General features: G+C 59.9%; 26 protein-coding genes. 6 read left to right on the plus strand and 20 right to left on the minus strand.

Features of this window, described 5'->3' with window-relative positions:
• Positions 1–123 precede the first annotated feature (123 nt).
• Positions 124–1,218, plus strand: coding sequence for a redox-regulated ATPase YchF (gene ychF, locus AB6V08_RS07470; protein ID WP_368542087.1), 1,095 nt, complete (start codon positions 124–126; stop codon positions 1,216–1,218).
• Positions 1,219–1,355: 137 nt separating this feature from the next.
• On the opposite strand, the gene AB6V08_RS07475 is transcribed toward ychF, so the two are convergent.
• The gene (locus AB6V08_RS07475; protein ID WP_368542088.1) at positions 1,356–1,715 is read right to left on the minus strand and encodes a DUF4156 domain-containing protein; all 360 of its coding nucleotides are present in this window, start codon (positions 1,713–1,715) and stop codon (positions 1,356–1,358) included.
• Positions 1,716–2,057: 342 nt separating this feature from the next.
• Here AB6V08_RS07475 and AB6V08_RS07480 point away from each other — a divergent pair, with 342 nt between their 5' ends.
• Both AB6V08_RS07480 and AB6V08_RS07485 read left to right on the plus strand, forming a co-directional pair.
• Positions 2,058–2,663, plus strand: a complete 606-nt coding sequence (locus AB6V08_RS07480) for a response regulator (RefSeq protein ID WP_368542089.1) — start codon at positions 2,058–2,060, stop codon at positions 2,661–2,663.
• A gap of 197 nt (positions 2,664–2,860) precedes the next feature.
• On the plus strand, positions 2,861–3,169 hold the full coding sequence (locus AB6V08_RS07485; RefSeq protein WP_368542090.1) for a hypothetical protein: 309 nt from the start codon (positions 2,861–2,863) through the stop codon (positions 3,167–3,169).
• A 52-nt stretch (positions 3,170–3,221) separates the two neighbouring features.
• On the opposite strand, the gene AB6V08_RS07490 is transcribed toward AB6V08_RS07485, so the two are convergent.
• The 3 genes from AB6V08_RS07490 to AB6V08_RS07500 all read right to left on the minus strand — a co-directional run bounded on the left by AB6V08_RS07490 (position 3,222) and on the right by AB6V08_RS07500 (position 7,035).
• A complete protein-coding gene (locus AB6V08_RS07490) occupies positions 3,222–3,383 on the minus strand; it encodes a hypothetical protein (RefSeq protein WP_368542091.1) in 162 nt (53 codons plus the stop codon).
• Positions 3,384–3,553: 170 nt separating this feature from the next.
• Complete coding sequence (locus tag AB6V08_RS07495; RefSeq protein ID WP_368542092.1) at positions 3,554–5,845, minus strand: ATP-binding protein; 2,292 nt, start codon at positions 5,843–5,845, stop codon at positions 3,554–3,556.
• Between the two features lie 35 nt (positions 5,846–5,880).
• Positions 5,881–7,035 (minus strand): transporter substrate-binding domain-containing protein, encoded by a 1,155-nt coding sequence (locus AB6V08_RS07500; RefSeq protein ID WP_368542093.1) that lies wholly within the window; start codon positions 7,033–7,035, stop codon positions 5,881–5,883.
• Between the two features lie 390 nt (positions 7,036–7,425).
• Between AB6V08_RS07500 and AB6V08_RS07505 the strand changes: the two genes are divergently transcribed.
• The 3 genes from AB6V08_RS07505 (at position 7,426) to AB6V08_RS07515 (ending at position 10,852) form a co-directional block, all read left to right on the plus strand.
• On the plus strand, positions 7,426–9,702 hold the full coding sequence (locus tag AB6V08_RS07505) for an FdhF/YdeP family oxidoreductase (RefSeq protein ID WP_368542094.1): 2,277 nt from the start codon (positions 7,426–7,428) through the stop codon (positions 9,700–9,702).
• Between the two features lie 87 nt (positions 9,703–9,789).
• Positions 9,790–10,530 (plus strand): AzlC family ABC transporter permease, encoded by a 741-nt coding sequence (locus AB6V08_RS07510; protein ID WP_368542095.1) that lies wholly within the window; start codon positions 9,790–9,792, stop codon positions 10,528–10,530.
• 1 nt (position 10,531) lies between these two features.
• Positions 10,532–10,852: an AzlD domain-containing protein gene (locus AB6V08_RS07515; RefSeq protein WP_368542096.1), complete on the plus strand. Its 321-nt coding sequence runs from the start codon at positions 10,532–10,534 to the stop codon at positions 10,850–10,852.
• A gap of 7 nt (positions 10,853–10,859) precedes the next feature.
• Here AB6V08_RS07515 and AB6V08_RS07520 read toward each other — a convergent pair whose 3' ends face one another.
• The 16 genes from AB6V08_RS07520 to AB6V08_RS07595 all read right to left on the minus strand — a co-directional run bounded on the left by AB6V08_RS07520 (position 10,860) and on the right by AB6V08_RS07595 (position 23,398).
• Positions 10,860–11,615 carry a phosphate/phosphite/phosphonate ABC transporter substrate-binding protein gene (locus AB6V08_RS07520; RefSeq protein WP_368542097.1) on the minus strand — a complete coding sequence of 252 codons (756 nt, stop codon included), beginning with the start codon at positions 11,613–11,615 and terminating at the stop codon, positions 10,860–10,862.
• Positions 11,578–12,567: a fatty acid desaturase gene (locus AB6V08_RS07525; RefSeq protein ID WP_368542098.1), complete on the minus strand. Its 990-nt coding sequence runs from the start codon at positions 12,565–12,567 to the stop codon at positions 11,578–11,580. The genes AB6V08_RS07520 and AB6V08_RS07525 overlap by 38 nt, the downstream gene beginning before the upstream one ends.
• A gap of 129 nt (positions 12,568–12,696) precedes the next feature.
• The gene (catA, locus tag AB6V08_RS07530; RefSeq protein ID WP_368542099.1) at positions 12,697–13,623 is read right to left on the minus strand and encodes a catechol 1,2-dioxygenase; all 927 of its coding nucleotides are present in this window, start codon (positions 13,621–13,623) and stop codon (positions 12,697–12,699) included.
• Positions 13,624–13,656: 33 nt separating this feature from the next.
• Positions 13,657–13,941, minus strand: a complete 285-nt coding sequence (catC, locus tag AB6V08_RS07535) for a muconolactone Delta-isomerase (protein ID WP_368542100.1) — start codon at positions 13,939–13,941, stop codon at positions 13,657–13,659.
• A 9-nt stretch (positions 13,942–13,950) separates the two neighbouring features.
• Positions 13,951–15,066, minus strand: a complete 1,116-nt coding sequence (locus AB6V08_RS07540) for a muconate cycloisomerase family protein (RefSeq protein ID WP_368542101.1) — start codon at positions 15,064–15,066, stop codon at positions 13,951–13,953.
• Positions 15,050–15,829 (minus strand): 3-oxoadipate enol-lactonase, encoded by a 780-nt coding sequence (pcaD, locus tag AB6V08_RS07545; protein WP_368542102.1) that lies wholly within the window; start codon positions 15,827–15,829, stop codon positions 15,050–15,052. The genes AB6V08_RS07540 and pcaD overlap by 17 nt, the downstream gene beginning before the upstream one ends.
• 9 nt (positions 15,830–15,838) lie before the next feature.
• A complete protein-coding gene (locus tag AB6V08_RS07550) occupies positions 15,839–16,501 on the minus strand; it encodes a 3-oxoacid CoA-transferase subunit B (protein ID WP_368542103.1) in 663 nt (220 codons plus the stop codon).
• Positions 16,498–17,181: a 3-oxoacid CoA-transferase subunit A gene (locus AB6V08_RS07555; RefSeq protein ID WP_368542104.1), complete on the minus strand. Its 684-nt coding sequence runs from the start codon at positions 17,179–17,181 to the stop codon at positions 16,498–16,500. Before AB6V08_RS07555 ends, AB6V08_RS07550 begins: the two co-directional genes overlap by 4 nt.
• Complete coding sequence (locus AB6V08_RS07560; RefSeq protein ID WP_368542105.1) at positions 17,178–18,491, minus strand: MFS transporter; 1,314 nt, start codon at positions 18,489–18,491, stop codon at positions 17,178–17,180. Before AB6V08_RS07560 ends, AB6V08_RS07555 begins: the two co-directional genes overlap by 4 nt.
• 30 nt (positions 18,492–18,521) lie before the next feature.
• Complete coding sequence (locus AB6V08_RS07565) at positions 18,522–19,016, minus strand: flavin reductase (RefSeq protein ID WP_368542106.1); 495 nt, start codon at positions 19,014–19,016, stop codon at positions 18,522–18,524.
• Between the two features lie 9 nt (positions 19,017–19,025).
• The gene (locus AB6V08_RS07570) at positions 19,026–19,952 is read right to left on the minus strand and encodes a PDR/VanB family oxidoreductase (RefSeq protein ID WP_368542107.1); all 927 of its coding nucleotides are present in this window, start codon (positions 19,950–19,952) and stop codon (positions 19,026–19,028) included.
• 9 nt (positions 19,953–19,961) lie between these two features.
• Positions 19,962–20,696: an SDR family NAD(P)-dependent oxidoreductase gene (locus AB6V08_RS07575; RefSeq protein ID WP_368542108.1), complete on the minus strand. Its 735-nt coding sequence runs from the start codon at positions 20,694–20,696 to the stop codon at positions 19,962–19,964.
• A gap of 10 nt (positions 20,697–20,706) precedes the next feature.
• Entirely contained in the window at positions 20,707–21,186 is a 480-nt protein-coding gene (locus AB6V08_RS07580) for an aromatic-ring-hydroxylating dioxygenase subunit beta (RefSeq protein ID WP_368542126.1), read from the minus strand.
• On the minus strand, positions 21,186–22,496 hold the full coding sequence (locus tag AB6V08_RS07585; protein ID WP_368542109.1) for an aromatic ring-hydroxylating oxygenase subunit alpha: 1,311 nt from the start codon (positions 22,494–22,496) through the stop codon (positions 21,186–21,188). Before AB6V08_RS07585 ends, AB6V08_RS07580 begins: the two co-directional genes overlap by 1 nt.
• A gap of 19 nt (positions 22,497–22,515) precedes the next feature.
• Positions 22,516–23,028: a nuclear transport factor 2 family protein gene (locus AB6V08_RS07590; protein WP_368542110.1), complete on the minus strand. Its 513-nt coding sequence runs from the start codon at positions 23,026–23,028 to the stop codon at positions 22,516–22,518.
• Positions 23,029–23,038: 10 nt separating this feature from the next.
• Positions 23,039–23,398, minus strand: coding sequence for an IacB protein (locus tag AB6V08_RS07595; protein WP_368542111.1), 360 nt, complete (start codon positions 23,396–23,398; stop codon positions 23,039–23,041).
• Positions 23,399–23,408 lie beyond the last annotated feature (10 nt).

Consider the following 23,408-nt stretch of genomic DNA (forward strand, 5'->3'; position numbering starts at 1 on the left):
GTACTTTACGGCTTTTTTGCCGCGCAGCATCAGGGTTACGTGTATAATAGGCGTAGTTATTTACTTTTCTTCAATCGGTTAACGCTAACGGATTGATTATCAAGATATTAAGGTGATTTAGAAATGGGATTCAAATGCGGTATCGTTGGTCTGCCTAACGTTGGCAAATCCACCCTGTTTAACGCGCTGACCAAAGCGGGCATCGAAGCAGCGAACTTCCCGTTCTGTACCATCGAGCCAAACACCGGTGTGGTACCGATGCCCGATCCTCGTCTGGACAAGCTGGCTGAAATCGTTAAGCCGCAGCGCATCCTGCCGACCACGATGGAGTTCGTGGACATCGCGGGTCTGGTAAAAGGCGCCTCCAAAGGCGAAGGCCTGGGTAACCAGTTCCTGACCAACATCCGTGAAACCGAAGCCATCGGCCACGTTGTGCGTTGCTTTGAAAACGACAACATCATCCACGTTAACAACAAAGTGGATCCGGCTGACGACATCGACGTCATCAACACCGAGCTGGCCCTGTCTGACCTCGACACCTGCGAGCGCGCCATTCACCGCGTGCAGAAGAAAGCCAAAGGCGGCGATAAAGACGCGAAAGCCGAGCTGGCCGCGCTGGAAAAATGCCTGCCGCAGCTGGAAAACGCAGGCATGCTGCGTGCGCTGAAAAACCTGACCGAAGAAGACAAGGCAGCGATCAAATACCTGAGCTTCCTGACGCTGAAACCAACCATGTACATCGCGAACGTCAACGAAGACGGTTTCGAGAACAACCCGTACCTGGACAAAGTGCGTGAAATCGCCGCTGCGGAAGGCTCCGTGGTAGTCGCGGTTTGTGCGGCAGTTGAGTCTGACATCGCCGAGCTGGACGATGCCGACCGTGAAGAGTTCATGGCCGAGCTGGGTCTGGAAGAGCCGGGCCTGAACCGCGTGATCCGCGCCGGTTACGAGCTGCTGAACCTGCAAACCTACTTCACCGCTGGCGTGAAAGAGGTGCGTGCATGGACTATCCCTGTGGGTGCTACCGCGCCTCAGGCGGCGGGTAAAATCCACACCGACTTTGAGAAAGGCTTTATCCGCGCCCAGACCATCGCCTTTGAAGACTTCATCACCTACAAGGGTGAACAAGGCGCGAAAGAAGCGGGCAAGATGCGTGCAGAAGGTAAAGATTACGTTGTGAAAGACGGCGACGTGATGAACTTCCTGTTTAACGTCTAATTATATCCAACGTATTATGGGGTTCCCTGAATCCCATAAGCTAAAAATCCACGCCTCTGCGTGGATTTTTTTTATAACGTAAAATGTCTCCAGGTGCGCTATGCGCAATACAGCGCAATCACACACATGTCCGCTATTTAGTCCTGACAGCGATAAACCGTTCCGCTTAAGGTGACGTTGGTCTGCTGGCTCGAACCTGAGCCAAAGTAAGCGCTCCCTGTTTGACCGGCGCGCTGCGTAATAATTACGATGCGGTTTCCGCCCATTTTCAGCGCCTGATTTTTGAGATCGTTTCGCGCGCCCGTTTCCAGACTTGAGTTTGACGTCCACCCGCCGGTGAAGAAATTCCCCTGGCTGCCGGTCACTTCCCCCAGAAATACACAATTATTACCAGGCTCGGTATGCGTAATACGTACCTGCTCTGCGCCTGAATTTAATGATTTTGCAGAGCATGCGGTTAATAATATACAGAAAGAGACTAATGCTACGCGTTTCATAATACCCTTTTAACTTATTAAAAATTGATTAGAGATTGCTACTCACTCAATACTCATAACAGGGAAAATAGCATTCGCCTGACGATGACATTTACCCAGTACCGTATTCAATAAAATACCCGGTTTAATTGTGGCAATTAACGCCTATGGATGAAGCATAATCCTTTATCCAGCGCCAACAAATCATACTTTTCGGTAACAGCTGTAGGAAAATCCCCACAGCAGGCTCGGTGTTACGTATCAAGCGACAGGCGCAGGTCGATATTGCTGAGGCGCCGATAGCCAAAAATAATATTTTAATTTATGATGGGTTAAGATAATCCCTACACAATAAAGGCAATCATGAAAAGCGCACTCATTGTTGATGACCACCCGTCGGTACGAATGGCGTTAAAGTTCATACTGGAGAAATTAGGTTTCACCGCAATTGACGAATGCGATAATGGCGTGAGCGCTATCCAGCTTATTAAGAATAACCACTATCATATTGTTGTTCTCGATATCGGGATACCCGGCATGGACGGTATGACGGTGATCGGCTCGGTGCGCAAGGCAGAAAATAATACCCGAATCCTGGTGTTCACTTCTCAGACGCAGGATCTCTACGCGTCCCGATGCATGGCCGCCGGCGCCTCTGGCTTTGTTTCCAAGAACGATGATATGGAAAATGTTGCCTCTGCGGTCAAAGCCATCGAGTCCGGGTACTCCTTTTTCCCCCATATCTACGCCAGCACCGACAGTAATAAATCGCTGGTTAACCGCCTCACTAACCGGGAGCTGGACGTGCTGCGTAAATTAGCCCGCGGGATGACCAACAATGAGATTGCCGCCGACATGTGCCTCAGCAATAAAACCATTAGCACCTATAAAATGAGAATAATGGAGAAGCTGGGGATTAATACTCTGGTTGAACTTATCAGCATCGCTCAGAAAGAAGATTTAGCCTAATGCTCCCGGGTATAAATTACTGCGTAAAGACAGGGCGATAAATTTAAACGAGCAGCATTCAGCGCGTGTCGGAAAATTCCTACCTTCACCCCGGCTAATTCCGATGCCCCCTCAGCATAAAATTGCGTATTCTTCCCTGCTTACGGCACCAGGCGTCGGAAATAAAGGTGCCTTCCGCCCACATTTAAAGGATTTTTATGCGCAACGTAATGTTATTCGCCATCCCTCTCCTGAGTGCATGCAGCTTCAGTTTTATGCAGTATGACGATCTTCCCGTTGTACAAGCAACCTACAATGACAATGCAACGAAAACGTCCGTTATGGCTGCCGGCGGCAAGCCCGACAGTCAGCTTAGCCTTCCTGGAAACGGCTCCTGCCTGAACTACACCCTGCGCAACGGCAGCGAGTCTATGCCGTTCTACGTGGCTTTTGATGCGTCTGGCAAGCGTAACCATTACGGGTATATCACCTGCCAGGCGGCGCAGAGCAAAGGCATTTTTGAATAACAAAAAGCCTCTTCAGATGAAGAGGCTTTTTTATTACCGCCCTGTCGTTTCCTTAATAGCCAGCGGCTTTGTTTGCCGCTTTTATTCTTTTATTTCTCGCCTCTTTTTCATATTTATCTTTCCCCTGCATAATACCTCCGGCGGCGTTTATCCAGCTTGATGCCGTGCAGCCGGTCAACGTTAAGATCAAAACCATAGAAACAACACACTTCATACCGATACTTCCTGTTTTTATGCGCCAGAGACGCTTATTGGGATCAGGGGCCAGTGTGCATTGTTATGTGGGAAAAATAGACAGGGAATGGCCGATAACCGGGTAGGAAATTTCCCACGCTTTGGTCCGGAACGGATCGCGAGCGCTATTAGCGCCCGCACACCTCTCAGTTAAAGCAAATCCGGGGAGAAGCGATCGTTCATCCCCTCCTCCAGCTGAAGATTCAACCGCAGGCATTCATCGACGGCGCAGGCGTTAGCCGCCGCTTCCAGCCGATCGCAGAGCTCGGTCAGGGCATCGTCCCTGATCAGCACAAACCCGCCCCTGATACGGTGAGCGAGCGCCGCAATCTTTTCACAATTCTGCCGCTGAATTTCGTCATGAATATCACTGATACCCTCCAGCGAGTGTTCATACAGCGTTTTCATAAAGTCCGGCGTGCTGAGGAAGTCAGCTTCGCGAGCCTGGACGCTGCTGTCGGTAATATTCTCTGATCGCAGATGGCGGTTAAGGGCGGTAGAGAGAATGTCCAGCGTCGCGGGCTTAAAGATACAGTCATTCATGCCTGCACTGAGGCAGGCCTCGAGCTGCTCGTCCCTGGCGTCAGCGGTTAATCCTAAAATCACCGTCCCGGTGTCGCGTTTCCTGATGCGCGTTGCCAAATCCGTCCCGCTGATGCCGGGCATATTGCAGTCGGTAAACACCACGTGCGGTTTAGCCGTTTCCCACACGTCGAACGCGTTGAGCGGGTCATCGCACACGATAACCTGATACCCCAGCCAGGACAGCTGTTTTTCCAGCACCAGCAGGTTGGGATAATAATCGTCAACGATTAGCACTCTGATATTGCTCGAAACAGGGGGAACGCTCTTTGCAGGCGCCGCCGTGCGCCTATTTTCTGCCGTTTCAGCATTCACGCTTAGCAGCACCTTCACCGTTGTACCGCTGCCCGGCCTGCTGCTCAGTGAAATATGTCCCCCCATCGCTTCGCACAGACTCCGGGTGATGGCCAGCCCCAGCCCGGTTCCCATCTGGCGCTGCGCCGCGTCTTCGGAAAACTGCGAGAAAGGCTTAAACAGCTGAGACAGGCCGGATTCCGGGATCCCGCATCCGGTATCTTTAATCTCGATCAGCAGCTGCGTTTCACTGTCGTCCTGCGGTTTAGTCAGGGAGACGGAAATACTGACGTGGCCTTGCCGGGTAAATTTAATGGCGTTGCTTAAGATATTGCTGACGATCTGGCGCAGACGAAGCTCATCCGTCCTGATAACGCTCGTGGCGGCGGCGTCGTCAAAGCTAAGGTTAAGCGTAAGCCCCTTGCTGGCCGCATTACCGTTAAACAGCACAACGCACTGCTCAATTAACGCTTTCAGATCCACGTTTGAATAATGCAGAACCAGGCTATGGGATTCAATTTTAGTAAGATCCAAAATATTGCCGATAAGCTCCTGCAATACCAGCGAAGACCGCTGCGCGACGTCAAATGCGGTGCCGTCGATAATGCCCTGCTTTAACTTATCGTTGCCCAGCTCAAGCATGCCGATAATGGCGTTCAGCGGCGTTCTAATCTCATGACTCATGGTCGCGAGAAAGGTTGTCTTAGCCACGCTAGCCTGCTCAGCGGCAATTTGGGCCTGGCGCAAACGCGCTTCCATTTTTTTACGATCGGTAATATCGACCCAGCCGCCGACAATTCCCTGCACCGCTCCGGACTCATCGCCGTAGGGTGTCATCCAGTGATAGATTTCTTTAGCCGGTCGGTGGTCAATAAAATTCAGCGTCCGATCTTTTACGATCGGCGTATTGTCGCTTAAAATTTTCGCGAAATCTCTGCGATAGTCTGCCTCAGCGTCCGCGGCGATATATTTGATCGTATCCGCATCGGCCTCGCCATTATTCTCTTCCGTGACGTCCAGCGCAGTGTGATAGGCCGCGTTGTTTGCGACCAGTTCGAAATCCTTGTTGCGGATATATAACGGGTTTGGCGTGCCGTTAATCAGCGCTTTATTTAGCATTAGCTGGTCGGCGAGATCCCGGCGGATCCGCTCGTTAATTTTGATGTGTTTTCGTAGCGTATGCACCCACAGCGACAGCAGCGCGGACAGAAAAATAATCCCCAGAACGGTGAAGATTAAGGCATTGCGGTTTTTTTCAATAAAAGACGGATGCCGGGGAGGTTCAGACCAGCGGCTCGCGATACGGGTTCGCTCCGCATCAGAGACATAATCCAGCGTTTTATTCAGAATACCGTACAGCCGCTCATTATCAGCAGGGATCGCGAAGGAAAGTTTGACTATGTCATTCTGAACCGGCCTGTCTATCCTTATGGTGCCCGGGTAAAGCAAGGATTGAAACCGCGCCGACGTGAACGTATCCACAACGGCATCCACTTTGTTTTCAGCCAGCAGTTTATAGGCGTCGGAATGGGTTTTGGCCGGGACAAGCGTAGCGTTTTCAGGCAATCCCCCCCGAATGCCCTTCACATTCAACGACGTTGCTATTTTTTAACTGCGCTCTTTTTTTGCGCGCTGGCGCCCGACACCAACACCAGGGTCGAATGTGCGTAGCTGCGGGTATAGTTAAAATCCGCTGCCGGCGAGTATATAGGGCTTGCGTAGCCCAGCATTTCAGGCTGAGAGTGATTATCGGCCTGCGCTTTGAAGGTAAAACGTATGCCCAGCATGCTGCCTAAATACGACAGCAGGTCCGGCGTTAGCCCGGTAAAACGCCCATTTTCATGGATAACAAACGGCGGCACTGACTCCGGGAGTGGAACGGCGATCTCTTTATGTTGGGATAGCCACCGTTTTTCTTCATCATTGAGGAACTCGGGCTCTCCCGGCGTAATGAAATCCCCGGACTTGTCCCACGACCTGATAATCCTGTAAATATTTGATTCCGGGATGCTGTTTAAGCCAGAAGCGATAATTTTCCGGGTATTCGCATCGCCTTTACGCACGGTGAAAAACACTTTCCCTGCCGGGATAGTGCTCAGCTGACCCATAACCTGAAGCTGGGTATAAACAGGATTATCGGAGTAATATCCGCTGGTGATGGCATCGCCAATATAGGCGTCATTTTGATTCAGCGAAACGGAAACCAGCGCCTCGAGCACCGTGCTATAGCGAGTAATGTCAGCCAGAGGGTATATTTTTTTAACCGAACTCTCAGAGACAAAATCGTTTACAACAGCAATTTTCGCGCTTCCCGTCGCCGGTGGATTATCCGTTCTGCGAGTGATGCTGATTAACTGATTCTGGTTAATAAACGGAATATACTCAAACAGATTGCTGTTAGCCGGGATAATATCCCCGTAGGACGGAATAAGGTCAATTTCGTTATTGAGCAACGCCGCATGAAGATCGCGCGCGGTATTATAGCGCAGAACGGTAAATGCCTTTCCCTCAATGACGCTGATTATTCTTAATACATCCGCATTAATGCCGTCGTATTCGCTATCGTTAACTGAAATATCAAAAGGGGGATAGTCGGGCGTGGAAATCCCGACCCTGATGACGCTGTTAGCCTTCTCAATACGGGTGGCTTTGTCCGCATCAACAACTCTGAGCGCGTGAGCGGCAGCGCTAAACCGTTCAGCACTGGCGTAATAGCTGAAAGAAAATAGCATCAGAATAGCCAGCAGCTGTTTCACAAATTATCCTTAACGTTATTCATTACATGTCCTGGCGCGTCTTACGCCTGAGTTGCCCCGGACCGGGACGATAGGTAAATCCCTATTATTCGTGGGTAAATATCAATGAAGCACGATAATGAAATTCCCCGAAGCCGAAATAAAACAGCGTAATAATAGGCTTAATTTAAGCTACAGCGATTAATTTTCTTATTATCCGCCGCTTAAGACTCTATAATATCACATCGCTGGGATCCTCCTGATAAACTCTATTTCCTGACGTCTTACGCATAATCCCGCTCACCCCCTGAAAAGCGCCTTTGGCGAGATAAAACGATGCAATTTTGTTGTCATTTTGTTAACTGAAATCCTGTAAAATCACTCCCCGTCACCCCACGTGCAGGAGCAAAGATGAACAGCAAAAAACGCGCCGTCCCCGGAATCAGACACTACGACGGCCCTGCCGGCGGCTGGGGTGCGCTTAAGGCCACCGCCATCGCCGTGCGCACGCAGATGGATGCCCTGGACGCCCCCGCCACCCTGCTGCGCACCAACCAGCCCGACGGCTTTGACTGCCCGGGCTGCGCGTGGCCGGACAAAGAGCACAAGTCTACCTTCCAGTTTTGCGAGAACGGCGCGAAGGCGGTGACGTGGGAAGCCACCAGCAAGCGCGTCACGCCCGCGTTTCTGGCGGAAAACACCGTCACCGACCTGCTGGCGAAATCGGATTTCGAGCTGGAGGGCTATGGCCGTCTGACCCACCCTTTACGCTACGACCGCGAGAGCGACACCTTCCGCCCCGTCGAATGGGGCGAGGCGTTTGCCCGTATCGGCGAGATCCTGCGCGGACTCGAGCCTGATCAGGTGGAGTTTTACACCTCCGGCAGAGCCTCCAACGAGGCGGCGTATCTGTTCCAGCTGTTTGCCCGCGAGTACGGCACCAATAACTTCCCCGACTGTTCCAACATGTGCCACGAGGCCACCAGCACCGGCCTGCCGCGCTCGATTGGCATCGGCAAGGGTACCGTGTCGCTGGACGATTTCGACAAAACCGAGCTGGTCATCTCCATCGGGCACAACCCCGGCACCAACCACCCGCGCATGATGGGCACCCTGCACGAACTGGCGCGTCGCGGCGTGCCAATCATTGTCTTTAACCCGCTGCGGGAAAGAGCGCTGGAGCGTTTTGCCGATCCGCAAAGCGTGATTGAGATGGCCACCTACGGTTCAACCGATATCGCCTCGACCTACTATCAGGTTAAGGCGGGCGGCGATGCGGCGGCGCTGAAGGGGATAGCTAAATATCTGCTGGAGATGGACAACGCGCTCGATAGCGACTTTATCGCCGAACATACCCAGGGCTTCGAGGCCTTTGCTGCGGACATCACGCAAACCGCCTGGGAGGCCATCGAGAGTGGCTCCGGCTTGACGCGCGCGGCGCTGAAAAGCGTGGCGGAAGCCTATGCGAAATCCAGCGCCACCATCATTACCTACGGCATGGGCATTACCCAGCACAACAAGGGCACCGCCAACGTGCGCCTGATTGCCGACCTGCTGCTCCTGCGCGGCAACATCGGCAAGCCCGGCGCGGGCATTTGCCCATTGCGCGGGCACTCCAACGTGCAGGGCAATCGCACCGTGGGGATCACCGAGAAGCCGACCGCCGCGTTCTTAAGCCGGATTAAAGACGTGTTTGGCTTTACGCCTCCGGCGAAGCACGGGCACGACGCGGTGCAGGCGACCCAGGCGATGATCGACGGCAGCGCGAAGGCCCTTCTGGCACTCGGCGGAAACTTTGCGGTGGCGATGCCCGATCACGAGAACGGCTTCCCGGCGATGCGGAAGCTGGATCTGAGCGTTCACGTCGGCACCAAGCTGAACCGCACGCACCTGCTGGTTGGCAAAGAGACCTATATTCTGCCGTGCCTGGGGCGCACCGAGCTCGACATGCAGCGGACCGGGCGTCAGTCCATCACCGTGGAGGATTCCATGTCGATGGTTCACGCCTCCTCCGGCAAGCTCAAGCCCGCCTCGCCGCTTATCCGCTCTGAGCCGGCGATTGTCGCGGGCATGGCAAAGGCCGCGCTGCCCCACAGCAGCGTGCCCTGGATGACGCTGATTGAGGACTACGATGCGATCCGCGATCTTATCGAACAAACCCTGCCCGGCTTTGAGGACTACAACGCGCGGATCCGCATTCCCGGCGGGTTCAGAATGCCGCTGCCGCCAACCGAGCGCGTCTGGCCGACCGCTACCGGCAAAGCGATGTTCTCGGTGTTCGACGGCGTGGAGGAGAACGCCCGGGGCGAAGGGGATAACGTTCTGCGGCTGATCACCCTGCGCAGCCACGACCAGTACAACACCACCATCTACGCGCTGGACGACCGCTATCGCGGCGTGTTCGGTCGTCGCGACGTGCTGTTTATGAACGAAGGCGATATGGCGGCCCTCGGCCTGGAGCACGGCGACCGAGTGGATATCGAAACCGCCCTGCCGGGAAGCCGCCAGCGGCTGGACGATATCACCGTGGTGGCCTACAGCATCGCGCCGGGCTCGGTCGGGGCCTATTACCCGGAAGCGAACGTGCTGGTGCCCCTCGACTACCTCGACAAGGAGAGCGGCACGCCGTCCTACAAGTCGGTGCCTATTCGGGTGACGCTGCGCTCGAAGGAGATCCGGGCGCTGTAGAATGCCCATTGCATCCTGCCCTTTTCATTGATATTTCTGTTAATTCTTTAAATTATTTTTCAGCGATGTAGATGACGGGGCAAGTGGATGTTGATGAATACAAAGACCTCACGCGGGAATGAGGCAAACGCGGAGTTTCGCGCTGGGGTGATGGCGTGCCTGCCGACCATCCCCGGATACTGGAGCATTGGTTTTGCCGCAGGCGCAATCGGCACCCTTGCCGGGTTTACCACCCTGCAAACCGCGCTGCTGGCGAGCGTGCTCTATACCGGCTCGGCGCAGTTTCTGTTTTATTCCCTCTGGGCGGCGGGGGCCGAAGTGGCCTCGGTGGTGTTTAGCGTGTTCCTGGTAAATCTGCGCTATCTGCTGATGAGCTCCGCCATGAGCGTCTTCTTTCGCGAGCAGAGCACCGCGCAAAAGCTGATTAGCGGCCTGCTGCTGACTGACGAAACCTTCGGCGTTGCCGTCCAGCGCGGCAGCCAGCACGGCCATGTTCCCTACTCCTGGATGCTGGGGCTAAACGTGGCCGCCTGGCTGAACTGGATCCTCGCCTGCGTGGTTGGCGCGTGGCTCGCCTCCGCCCTGCCGCCGTCGCTGATGGAAGGCCTGAGCTTTAGCCTGGTGTCGATGTTTATCGGCCTGGTGCTGATGATCTGGTTCGCCAGCCGCCGCAAAGCGCTTGAAACCTTCAGCATCGCTACCGCCGTTGCGATCACGCTTGCCACCGCGGGCCAGATGGACATCAGTCTTGTCGTCATCATCGCCGCGTCGGTTTCCGCCACCCTCGCCACGCTGGGATTGCGCCTGTTCGGTAAAGGAGAGAAATAAGATGGAAAGAAACATTCTGCTGGCGATTTTCATCTCCGCCGGGGTCACGGCCCTGATGCGCACCGTTCCGATCCTGCTGCTGTCGCGCTTTCGCCTCGCGCCTTCCCTGCAGCAGTGGCTGAGCTTTATTCCCGCCGCGATCATGGCGGCAATTATCACCGCCGAGCTGCTGGGCAAACCGGCGCTGACGCCCTCCGGGATCAGCATTTCGCTGCTGGCGGCGGCTGTTGCGGCGCTGGCGGGGATTGTCACCCGCAGCCTGTTTGCCACGGTGATTGCCGGCATGGTGGCCTTCTCCGGGCTGGGCTATTTCCTGATGTGAAAAACGCTCAGGCGAGCAGCCCGGCATACGCCTGACGCGTTACCGCGCTAAACCCTCGTATTAACGACGCCTCGCACACCGCCCGATACTCAGGCGCAGTCACCAGCGCGCTTAGCGCTTCGCGGATCGTCCGCAGCGCCTCGGGCGGCGTTTCGCGGGCGGTGATGAGCGGCAATCCCGGCGTCAGGGGGGTGCGGTCAATGACCGTCAGCCCGCGCGCAAGCGTCGGCTCATGGCGCTGCAGCAGCGCCCAGGTTACGCAGTCGATTGCGGCGATATCCGCCTCGCCGCGCGTGATGTTCACCAGCGACTGCCGGTGGCTGCCGCTGAAGGTCACCTGCGCGAAGTAGTCTCTCAGCTCGACGGGCGCGAGCAGCCTGCGCAGCGCGTTGTAGCCGGACTGGGAATCCGGGGAGTTACACACCGCCCGCCTTGCGCGAAAATCCGCCAGCGTCAGGTGTTTATCCGCCTCGCGCGTCACCAGAACGCTGCGGTAGTGAATCCCTTCACAGCCCGGTGCGGCATAGTGAAAACAGCCCACCACCTGCACGTCCGGCAGCTGCGTTACCAGCGGGTAGCCGCAGGTCTGGCTCAGGAGCAAATCAGGCTGCTGCCAGTGGGCCAGCAGCGCGGTTTCGGGCACGCCGGGGGCGTCGTTCACCGCCAGGCCGCGCGCCGCCAGCAGGTGCTGCACCGCCCGGCGCAGGGCGTCCGCGTCGGCGTGATTAACGGCGTACATCGGAAATGCCAGCTGATGGCCCATACTCCTCCCCTTGCTTCACGCCTGGATGCGCGGTGACGTCCACCGGTTGACGCCAGAACTGGCGCAGCCACTCTCCGTATCCTCTGACCACAAATCCCCGGTTGCGCTGCTGATACGCCTCCCGGCTGTGCAGATAGATCGCCTTCAGGCCGTACCAGGGCACGCCGGGCAGATCGTGATGTACTGAATGGTAGTTGAGATTTAAAAACAGCACCCGCCAGACGATCCCGGCCTCGTTGATCACCGAGCGCGCCAGCGGATCGTCAGCCGCGCGGTGCTCATAGAACGAGCGCACTTTGGTCAGCGCCAGCGCGGGATAGCTCACCGCCAGCACGAACCAGACCGGAGAGAACCCCAGGCGCGCCATCCAGACAAACAGCGCCGCCAGCAGCGCGACGTGGATCAGCCACATCGCCATCCCCCGGCGGTCGGCGTGGCGAAACGCCAGTGCGGCACCGTGCAGCGTGTGCAGGATATCCAGCAGCGGCGCCAGCAGCAGCCGCCCGATAAAGGTATTGCGCAGGTGGATGACGCGCTTCTGCCACGGACGGAACCGCGCCCAGGTGTCCTGGGTAAAATAGTAGGATTCAGGATCGTCCTGCGGCACCGTCAGATGGTCGTTGCGGTGGTGCGCCAGGTGCGAGTCGCGGTAGACGCCATAGGGATACCAGACCGCCAGCGGGAGCGTGCCGAAGAGCTGGTTGAGCCAGGGGTAGCGCGTTGGATGGCCGTGGATCAGCTCATGCTGGAGCGACATATACCAGGCGGTGAACCAGATAAGCAGCAGCGTGGACGCCAGCAGGCCGAGCGTCTGCCAGTACAGCAGCGCGGCAAACCAGCCGCCGTAAACCGCCGCGATCAGCAGCCAGGTGGGCAGCTCGCTGCGCCAGATAAAGCGCGCGGCAAGGGTGTGAATATGGTCGCGCTGCTGCGGGTGTAGATATTTACCCATTCCTTCAGACGCCGTTTCGTCAGTGGCTCAATGCCCAGACAATCCGCGATTACGCCTGAAATAACAAAGAACTTAAATTGCATAGGTTTGCCAAAAAAGTGGGCAACGGTTTCCCGCTGCCCTTGCCGCTTATTCCTTCACGCGGGCGCGTTTCCCGCGGGCTTCTTCGTCGCTCCCGGCGGCGGTCACCAGCGCGAAGTTAAAGCTCACCTCGGTGTGCGGCCCGTTGATATCCCGCGCGCGGGCCAGGTCGCCGTCGGTGATTTTCACCGGGTCGGCGATCAGCTCCTCGCGGGTGGCGAAGGCAAAGTCGTCCCACAGGTAGCGATCGCCGCTGAGGTTGATCTGGGTCGTCAGGTGCTTAAAGCCCGGCGCGGAGACGAAGAAGTGAACGTGCGCCGGACGATTGCCGTGTCGCCCCAGCCCCGTGAGCAGCTTTTGCGTCGGGCCATCCGGCGGGCAGCCGTAGCCGCACGGCACGATGCTGCGCGCCGCGTAGGTGCCGTCGGCCCCGGTTTTGATTCGGCGGCGCAGGTTGTACTCGCTTTGCGACGGGTCGAAGAACGAATAGCCGCCGTGGGTATTGGCGTGCCAGATATCCACCACCGCCCCCGCCACCGGGTTGCCGTCCAGATCGGTGACTTTGCCGTGCAGCCACATGGTTTCTGCGTTTTCGCTGCCGTCGTCCATCCGCGCAAAGCTGTCGCTCAAAGGCGCGTTAGCCACGTACAGCGGCCCTTCGATGGTGCGCGGGGTGCCAACGTCGTGACCCGCCGCGGCCTCTTTTTCATCGGCGCGCATGTCGAGGTAATGCTCCAGCCCCAGGCCCGCCGCCAGCAGCGCCGCCTCTTTACGCTCGCCCAGCTCGTTGAGGTAGTTCACCGCGACCCAAAACTCTTCGTCGGTGATATCGAACTTTTTGATGGTCTGACACAGGTCGCTCAGCACCTGATGCATGATTTGCTTGAAGCGGTCGCCGCCGCCGTCCGCGTTTAAACCGCTGCTGATTGCCAGCAAGGTTTCCAGTTCTGACTGATGTGCCGGATTCTTGGACATTGCGTGTTCCTCATTATTGTAGGGTACGGTTTTCTATTTGTTCTCAATCGACGACGGGTGCGCGCAGAGCGGCTGCACGCTAATCTCCATGTAGGGATAGAGCGGCAGCCCGGTCAGCAGGGTGTGCAGCTCCTGGTTATCTGCCACGTCGAAGATGCTGACGTTGGCGTACTGCCCGACCACCCGCCAGATATGCAGCCACTTACCTTCGCGCTGCAGCTGACGGGAATAGGCTTTCTCTTTGGCCTTGATGTCATCCGCCTGCGCCTGGGGCAGCGAGGCGGGGATGTTGACCGTCATTTCCACTTTAAACAGCATCAGAACTCCTTATTGGCGCGCGTAATGGCGCAGCTTGTCTTCGTCAATCTCAACGCCCAGGCCCGGCCCCTGCGGGACGCTTACCTGCCCGTCGCTGAAGTCCAGCGGGCGCACCACGACATCGTCTTTCAGCAGCAGCGGGCCAAACATCTCGGTGCCCCACTGCATCCTCACCGTTGACCACGCGTGCAGCGAGGCCACCGTGCCGAGGGTGCCTTCCAGCATGGTGCCGCCGTACAGCGCGACGCCTGCCGCCTGCGCCACGTGCGCCAGCTTCAGCGCCTGCGCTGGGCCGCCCGCTTTGGCTATCTTCAGGGCGTAGGCGCCGGTAAAGCCGCCGGATGCCAGCGCGTAGCCGTCGTGGCCGGTGGCGACCGCCTCGTCCGCCAGAATCGGCACCTCAAAACGCTGGCTCAGGGCGATCAGCCCCTGCCTGTCCCACAGGGGGATGGGCTGCTCCACCAGGTCGATGCCGCCGTCCTGGAGCTGGCGCATCCCTTTTATCGCGGTCGTCAGATCCCAGGCCTGGTTGACGTCCACCCGAATGCTGATTTCGTCCCCGAGGGCCTCTTTGATCGCCAGCGCGTGGCGCACGTCGCGGGCCAGCTCGCCGGCGCCGATCTTGAGCTTAAAGGCGCGGTGCCGCCCTTCCGCCAGCAGCCGCTTGCCCTCTTCGATGTCTTTTTCGGTGCTGCCGCTCGCCAGCGTCCAGAGCACCGGCAGCCGCGCGCACAGCGCCCCGCCGAGCAGCGCGCTGACGGGCACTCCCAGCGCTTTGCCCTGCGCATCGAGAAACGCGGTTTCGAGCGCCGATTTCGCAAAGGTGTTGCCCTTCACGCTGGCGTTCATGGTTTCGGCAAGCGCCGCCGGGCCGCTGAAGGTGTTGCCGCACAGCAGCGGCGCAAGGTAGGTTTCAATGGCGGACCGGATCGCCTCCGGGCTTTCGGCACCGTAGCTCAGGCCGCCGATGGTGGTGGCTTCGCCCCAGCCCGTCACGCCCCCGGCGCAGGTCATGCGCACGAGGGTCAACGTCTGGCAGCCCATCGTCGCCATCGACAGCTTGTGGGGGCGAATGGTCGGGATATCCACCAGCCAACAGGCGATGGACTCAATCGTGATGCTCATGGTCGGCTCCGGCAGTAAAGAAAGAGATAAGGTGCTGATTAAACGCCTCGGCGCAGGCGATGTTCGACAGGTGCGACGCGGGCAGCGCCAGGTAGCGCGCGTGCGGGGCCCCTGCCGCCAGCGCTTCGCCGTCGCGCGGGGTGGTCACCGGATCCTCTTCGCCGGCAATGACCAGCATCGGGCGCGGCATCGCCGGAACCTCATCGCGAAGGTCGGCGCGCGCCAGCGCTTCGCAGCAGGCGGCATAGCCCTCTGCGGGGGTTTGCGCCAGCCCGCTCACCAGCGAATCCACCACCCCGGGATGCGCGCGCTGAAACGCGGGCGTGAACCAGCGGTCGGCGGCGGTGGCGGCAACCGTTGCCATCCCCCCGGCGCGCACCGCGTCGGCACGCTGAAGCCACCCGGCGGTTTCGCCAATTCTGGCGGCGGTATTCGCCACCGCCAGACGATGAAAGCGCCGCGGCGCGTAGCGGTTAAGCCACAGCCCGGTCATTCCCCCCAGGGAGATCCCGCAGAAGTACGCCCGCTCGGCGCCAAGATTGTCGAGCAGCGAAATCACGTCCCGCCCCAGCGACGCCAGGCTTATCGGGTGAGCCGGCAGCGGGGAGCGCCCGTGCCCGCGCGTGTTGTAGCGCAGCACGCGAAAATGCCGCGTCAGCGCCGGAATTTGCCGCTCCCACATTTCCCAGGTGGTGCCCAGCGAGTTCGAGAGCACCAGCAGCGGCGCGTCTTTTGCGCCGTCCAGTCGGTATTCCAGATCCATGTATTCTCCTCAGGCCGTGGCGTCTTCAGGGTGCAGCGCGAAGGTCAGCGCGACGGGGGTGACGGACTGCAGATACGCCGGGGTGATATCCCCGAACAGCTCGCGCACCACCACGCCCTCGGGGGTGATATCCATCACCGCCATGTCGGTATAGACGCGGTCGATGCAGGCTATCCCGGTGAGCGGATAGGTGCAGGTTTTGACGATTTTGCAGGCGCCGCTTTTGGTCAGGTGTTCGGTCATCACAAAGACCTTTTTGGCGCCAATCGCCAGATCCATCGCCCCGCCCACGGCGGGAATCGAGGACGGCTCGCCGGTGCTCCAGTTCGCCAGGTCGCCGCGCTCGGAAACCTGATACGCCCCCAGCACGCAGATATCCAGATGACCGCCGCGCATCATGGTGAACGAGTCGCCGTGGTGGAAATAGCAGCCGCCGTCGAGCAGCGTGACGGGCTGTTTTCCGGCGTTAATCAGCTCAGGATCTTCTTCCCCCGGCGCCGGGGCGGGCCCCATGCCGAGAATGCCGTTTTCGCTGTGCAGGAAAATCTCGCGGTCGGCGGGCAGATAGTTGGCGATGTGGGTCGGCATCCCGATGCCGAGATTGACGTAAGCCCCTTCCGGGATATCCCGCGCGATGCGCTGGGCCAGCTGTTGATGGGTTAATTTATTCACGCGGACTCCTTAAGCGCGGCGGCAGCCTGCACCACGCGCTGCACAAAAATACCCGGCGTGACCACCGCCTCCGGATCCAGCGCCCCCAGCGCCACGGTTTCGCTGACCTGGGCGATGGTGCAGGCCGCCGCGGTCGCCATAATCGGGCCAAAGTTGCGCCCGGTTTTATCGAAAATCAGGTTGCCCCAGCGGTCGCCCTTGAGGGCTTTGATCAGCGCAAAGTCGGCCTTCAGGGGCGTTTCAAAGACGTAATCTTTGCCGTCGATGCGGCGCGTCTCTTTCCCCTGCGCCAGCTCGGTGCCGAACCCGGTCGGGGTGAATATTCCCCCCAGCCCCGCGCCGCCCGCCTGAATGCGCGCCGCGAGGTTCCCCTGCGGCACCAGCTCAAGCTCCACGTCGCCCCGGCGGTAGAGTTCATCGAACACCCACGAATCCACCTGGCGCGGGAAAGAGCAGACCACCTTTTTGACGCACCCGGCTTTCAGCAGCGCCGCCAGGCCGTACTCCCCGTTCCCGGCGTTATTGCTGATAATCGTCAGCCCGCGCGGCCGGCGGCGGATCAGCGCGTCCAGCAGCGCCGAGGGCTGGCCCGCCGGGCCGAAGCCGCCCACCATCACCACCGCGCCGTCGAAGATGTCCTCTACCGCCTCGTCCGTCCCTGAAAAAATCTTGTTAATCATGGTGTCACCTCTTTTTTAGACGGCAGGCTGCGCAGCGCAATCCACGCCAGAAGCGCATAGCCCACCAGCAGCAGCGACACCGGCCAGGAGGCGTTAAACTCCATCAGCAGCGCCACCGCCAGCATCGGGCCAAGCCCGCCTGAGAATATCGATCCCACCTCGTGCCCGAGCGCCAGCCCGGAGTAGCGCACCCGCACCGGGAAAAGGTCGCTCATGATGCAGGGTTGGGTGCCAATCATCGCCCCGTGGCAGAACGGCAGGCCGAGAAGCATGGCGAGCATGATCCAGCCGTAGCTGCCGGTGGCGAGCAGCCAGAAGAACGGAAAGGCCATCACCAGCAGGCCAATAACGCCGATGTAATAGACGGGCTTCAGGCCGATGCGATCGGACAGCGCGCCCCAGAACAGAATCGAGAAGAACTCCACCAGCATCGCCAGCGACACGGCGCTGATAATGTCCCCGGTGCTGATGCCGATGTGCTTCGCATAGACCACCGAGAAGGTGAAGAAGATGTAGGACGCCCCGTTCTCCGGCAGGCGCAGGGCAATCGCCTGCATCAGCGCCTTCGGGTGTTCGCGCACCAGGATCAGCAGCGGGATTTTTTCGTGTTTCGCCTCCGGCTTCGCCTGGGTGAAGGCCCTGCTTTCGCGGATGTTCTTGCGGATGTAGACGCCCACTAAGAAGATGACGATGCTCAGTAAAAACGGCACCCGCCAGCCCCAGCGCATAAAGTCGGGCTCCGGCAGCTTCTGCACCAGGTAAAAGGCAAACGCCGAGAGCACAAACCCGCCGGATACCCCCATCTGGCTCCAGGCGGTGTAGTAGCCGCGCCGGGACGCCGGGGCGTTTTCGCTCAGCATCAGCACCCCGCCGCCCCACTCGCCGCCGGAGGCCACGCCCTGTAAAAAGCGCAGAATAATCAGGGTAAGCGGCGCCCAGAGGCCAATCTGGCCATAGGTGGGCAGCAGGCCGATGACGAACGTGGTGGCACCCATCAGGGTCAAGGTCATGATCAGGGTCATTTTGCGGCTGTAGCGATCCCCGAGATGCCCGAAGACGATCCCCCCGAGAGGGCGCGCCAGAAAGCCGACCGCAAAGCCCGAGAACGCCAGCAGGGTGCCCTGCAGCGGGTCGCCCCCTACCGGGAAGAACAGCGGCCCGAAGACCAGCGCCGCGGCGGTGCCGTAGAGGAAAAAGTCATACCATTCGAGCGCATTCCCCAGCACCGAGGCGATCACCAGCTTGCGCATCTGGCGCGCATCCTGACTCGCCCCGGCGGCGATGTTGTTATCTGTGACGACGTTGCTCATTACGCACACCCCTGTATTCAGGAAAAACGATCAGGCTTCAGCGTCATGCCCGATGGCATGGTAACGGCGGTTGAAATAGACCAGCCCGCGCGGCTGCTCGCTGATGCGAATGGCCTGCACCTGGCAGTAAAAGACCGAGTGACTGCCCACTTCGTGACAGTCGGCAATCTGGCAGTCGAAGCTCGCCACGGAAGAGCTGAGCACCGGTGCGCCGCTGCTCAGCACCTGCCAGCTGTCGTGAAGGAACCGCTGCTCCGAGCGCAGGCTGGCGTTGGCAAAAATGCCGGACAGCTCCTGATGGTTGCTGGCGAGAACGTTGACGCACAGCACCCCGTTGCGGCGAAAGTGCTCGTGGGCGTAGGAGTTGCGGTTCATGCAGACCAGCAGGGTGGGCGGCTGGTCGGTCACGCTGCAGACGGCGGACGCGGTAAAGCCAAATTTTCCCGCCGGGCCGTCGGTGGTGATCACCGACACCGCGCTGCCAAGCTGCGCCATCGCATTACGAAATTCAGTTTGCAGAGTCATAAAATCCCCTTACAGATCGATAACTAAACGCCCGCCCTTCGCGCGGGAACAGCACAGCAGGATTTGATCGCCGTCGGCCTTCTCTTCGTCGGTGAGATAGCAGTCGCGATGATCCACCTCGCCCTCCAGCACGTCGGTTAAGCAGCTTCCGCAGATCCCCTGCCTGCAGGAGACGTTGACCTTCAGCCCCGCCTGCCCGAGCGCCTCCACGATGGTCTGGTTTTCCAGCACCGTGACGGCGATGCCGCTGGCGGCGGCGACCACCTCAAACGCGCCGCCCGCGGTGTGCAGCTCGGCGCTAAAGCACTCCTGGTGGATTTGCTGCGGGGCATAGCCGTGGCGCAGCGCCTGCTCGCTCACCGCCTCCATCAGGCGCGCGGGGCCGCAGACGTAAACGTGGGTATCGGGCGGTACGTCGCACAGCACCGCCTCCAGGTTAAGGCGCTGCTCGTCGCTGAAGTGCAGGTGCGCCGCATAGTCCGCCGCGTCCAGATGCGGGGCAAAGGCCGCATGAGCGCGGGAGCGCGCGCAGTAGTGCAGCGCGAACGAGCGCCCGGCGGCGTGCAGCTCTGCGGCCATCGCCAGCATCGGCGTGACGCCAATCCCGCCGCCGATCAGCAGGGTGTGCGCCGCGCTATCGTCCAGCGCAAACAGGTTGCGCGGCTCGCTGACGGCGATCGCATCCCCTTCGCGCAGGGCGTGTACCGCCAGAGAGCCGCCCTTCGAGCTTCCTTCCTTAAGGATGCCCAGCTGATAGTGCCGGCGATCCTGCGGGTCGCCGCACAGGGAGTACGGACGCACCAGGTCAGCGCCCAGGTGCAGGTCGATATGCGCCCCCGCGCGAAAGGCGGGCAGCGCGATGCCATCGGGGTGCGCCAGGGTGAGCAGCACCACGTCGCCGCGCAGCTCGCGGCGGATAACCTGTAAAGTCAGCATGTGGGCTCCTTAGCGCATAAACAGGCCGCCGTTGATGTCCCAGGTTGCCCCGGTGACAAACGACGCCTGAGGAGAGGCAAGCAGGGCCACGGTTTGGGCGACAAACGCCGCGTCGCCGAGCGCGCCCACCGGGATCGTCTGGAGCAGACCCGCCATTTTCTCTTCCGGCACCAGCGCGTGAACCATGGGCAAATCCATCGGGCCGGGGGCAATGGCGTTCACCGTCACCCCGGATTTGCTCAGCTCCCGGGCGAAGATTTTGGTCAGGGTCAAAATGCCGCCCTTCGAGGCCGCATAGTGCGCCCCGGAGGCGGTGCCGCCGTTTTGCCCGGCAAGGGACGCGAGGTTGATGATTCGCCCGTAGCCGCGTTCGGCAAAGTAGCGCCCCATCGTCTGACAGCCGACAAAGGTGCCGCGCAGGTTGGTGGAGAGCACCAGATCGAACTCGTCGACGCCTATCTCCATCAGCGGCGTTGCCAGGGTCAGCGCGGCGTTGTTCACCAGCACCTCAAGGCTGCCGAAGCGCGCAACGGTGGCCTCCAGCGCGCGGGTAAAATCCTGCGGCTGGCGAATGTCTAAGCCGAGCGCCAGCACCCTGCCGTTGTCCAGCTGGTCTGCCGCCTGCCGGGCGCGCGCCGCGTCGACGTCGGTGAGAACCACCTGAAAGCCCTGCTCCAGCAGGCTGGCGGCGATGACGTTGCCAAGCCCTGCTGCCGCGCCGGTGATTAGTACGGTGTGTGCCATAGGGTGCTCCTCAGAGGATGTAGCCGATGCTGTGCAGCACATCGTCGCTGTTGACCAGGCGGATCACCTTCTGCTGGATAAGCCAGCGCCCGTCCTGCTGCTGTAAATGCCAGGTGATGTCCGCCGCGTAGTGGCGGCTGTGGCCCTTGCGGTGCTCCCATAAAGACTGCGCCCCGCGCACCACGATCCGCGCGTCCGTGGACTCCAGCACGCGTAAGCGCGACAGGGTGCGCAGCGTGCGGGCCCGGGGCGTGGTGGAGATGGATTCGCCGCTGTAAAGGCGCTGCACGCGCTTCTCCCGCATGTGACGATCGTCGCAGGCGTAGTTGAGGGTGTTCCTGAAATCCGTTGCCGCCGGGTCAATCGGCACCACGTACAGGCCGTCAGGCTGCCAGAGCTCGAGCCACGCGTTGAACTCGCCCTGGTCAAGCAGATCGCCCTCAAGGTTGACCACCGTCATGGCGGTAAAGAGCGCGGGATCCGGTGTCATCATTGTTCTGTCTCCGTCATTAATTTTTTCCACTGCTGGTAGGCGGCGCGCATCCCGGTCTCGGCGCTCACGTCGCTGCGCAGACCGTCGTCGGTGCGGTACTCCCCCGCCAGCCCGCGGTTGAGCATGATCCACAGGTCCTCTCCGGCGGTGGCGCCGCGCTGGACGCGCTCCCAGGCTTCGGAGTCATCCGGCGTGCCAAAGCCCATCGGCCCCTGGAAGTGTTCGTGAAGCCGCAGCCGCGCCTGGTTGGCGATCTCCGGCCCGCCGTCCATGGTGATGACCGCGTGGTGAATTTCGGTTTCATTGACCGACACCGGCTGGAGCACGCGGAAGAACGCCATGGAACAGGCGATGTTGGGGAAGATGTTGAGGTTAAAGCCCGAGCCGCCGACGGCGCGCACGATGCGGCGCACCTGCGCTTCGTCGTAATCGGCGCGCAGGGCGTCCGCCAGTTCGGTGAAGCGCTCCGGGATGGGCGCGTCGAGGTTGGCCTCCAGATCCACCAGCTCGGGGATCATCACCATCACGCTGTGACCGTTGCCCAAATCCTCGACGTAGCCGCTGCCGTCCACGAAGTTGAGCATCTCTTCGGTCTGCTTATCCACCGAGCTCAGGAACGAGCGGTGAACCACCGGGAAGTGATAGCCGTCGGTGGTGTTTTCGAGCTGGATTTTCCAGTTGCCGGGGAAGCGGAAGCGGTGCGCTGGCCCGGTCCTGATCGGATACCCCGCCCCCTGCTTCATAAACAGATCCATCCACTTTTTCGCCGCGCCGAGGAAATCCTCCAGCGGCTCAATCTGCTCGTTGAAGGTGGCGAAGATCATCCCCGCGTACTGCTCGGTGCGCAGGGACACCAGCCCCAGCTCGCCTTTCTCCAGCTGGTCGGCATAGCTTTCCGGGTGCGGCACGCCGCGCAGGCTGCCGTCCAGCGCATAGCCCCAGCCGTGGTACGGGCAGACGAAGCTGTTGGTTTTGCCGCTGCGGTGCTCGCACACCGTCGCCGCGCGGTGGCGGCAGCGGTTCAGCAGGGTGTGAACGGTGCCTTTCCGGTCGCGCACCACGATCACCGGCTGGGTGCCGACCGCCGTCGTTTTAAAGCTGCCCGCGTCCGGGATTTCGCTGGCGTGCGCGACCCAGACCCAGGTTTTGCTGTAGATGCGCTCCAGCTCCAGGCGGAACAGCGCGTCAGAGGTGTACAGCGAGGTGTGTACCCGGTCGGGCTGCACCAGCGCCGCGATCTCTGCCGCCGTCGGCGCGGCGGGTGCGCCGGTGTCGATATTCGTTACGTTAATGCGTTCGCATTGCATAGCCAGTCTCCTGCGGGTCTTATTCGTTATCCGGTACGGGGAGCGCGTCCGCCGCGTGCCAGTGGTCTACCGGCCTGCTGAACAGATTGCGGGTGGTGAAGTGGCGGATAGCCACTCCCCGCTCGCCGCGCTCAAAGGTGACGCCGATCTCTGCGGCATTCAGGTGCGCGCCGCCGGCGCTAAACGCCGAGGTTTGCAGCATCATCCAGCGCCCGTGAAGCACGCCGTCCGGCGCGTGCCACAGCGCTTCGGAGCAGAGAAAGTGCGCGTTCATGGCGAAATGCGCCGGGGTGCGCACGTAGCGCCCCATCATGCTGACGATCGCCTCCCGCCCGAGATGCCGCCCGAGGCGCGTGGCGTAAGGTTCACCGACGCCCTCCCAGCAGGCGTCGGCGGTGAACAGCGCCCCGATGGCCTGCACGGTGTCGGGGGAATCGATGCTGTCGCACAGGTGCATGTAGTGGCTCATGCAGACGCGGGCGGCCTGGCACTCTTCAAGCTGCTGTAAGCGCAGCGCATCCTGGACGTTCATCGCGGCTCCGCTAGCTCTGGATAATCAGTTCGCGCCCCACGCGGGCTTCGATTTTGCAGTACTTCCACAGCCTGCTGCCGCCATCGCCCACCGGGGTGGTGCGGAACAGGTTGCAGACGGCGGCGACGTTCTCCAGGCGCTCGGCGTCCGCCAGCACGTAGGTGGTCCAGGGCGCGGTGGTGGACGGGCCGACCATCAGCTGGTCGTCATCCATGTTGCCGATCACCCGGATCCCCGGCGTCTCTTCGATGCCCTTCATCATCACGCCGAACGCGGCCCAGACCTGTTTGGCCTCCTGCGCGCTGGCGTCGAAAAAGTTCTGATTCACGCCGATGCAAAACAGCACGCGTAGGGTTGTTGTCTGGCTCATGTGTTGCTCC

The sequence above is a fragment of the Enterobacter soli genome (assembly GCF_964208575.1).
Taxonomy (GTDB): Bacteria; Pseudomonadota; Gammaproteobacteria; order Enterobacterales; family Enterobacteriaceae; genus Enterobacter; species Enterobacter soli_A.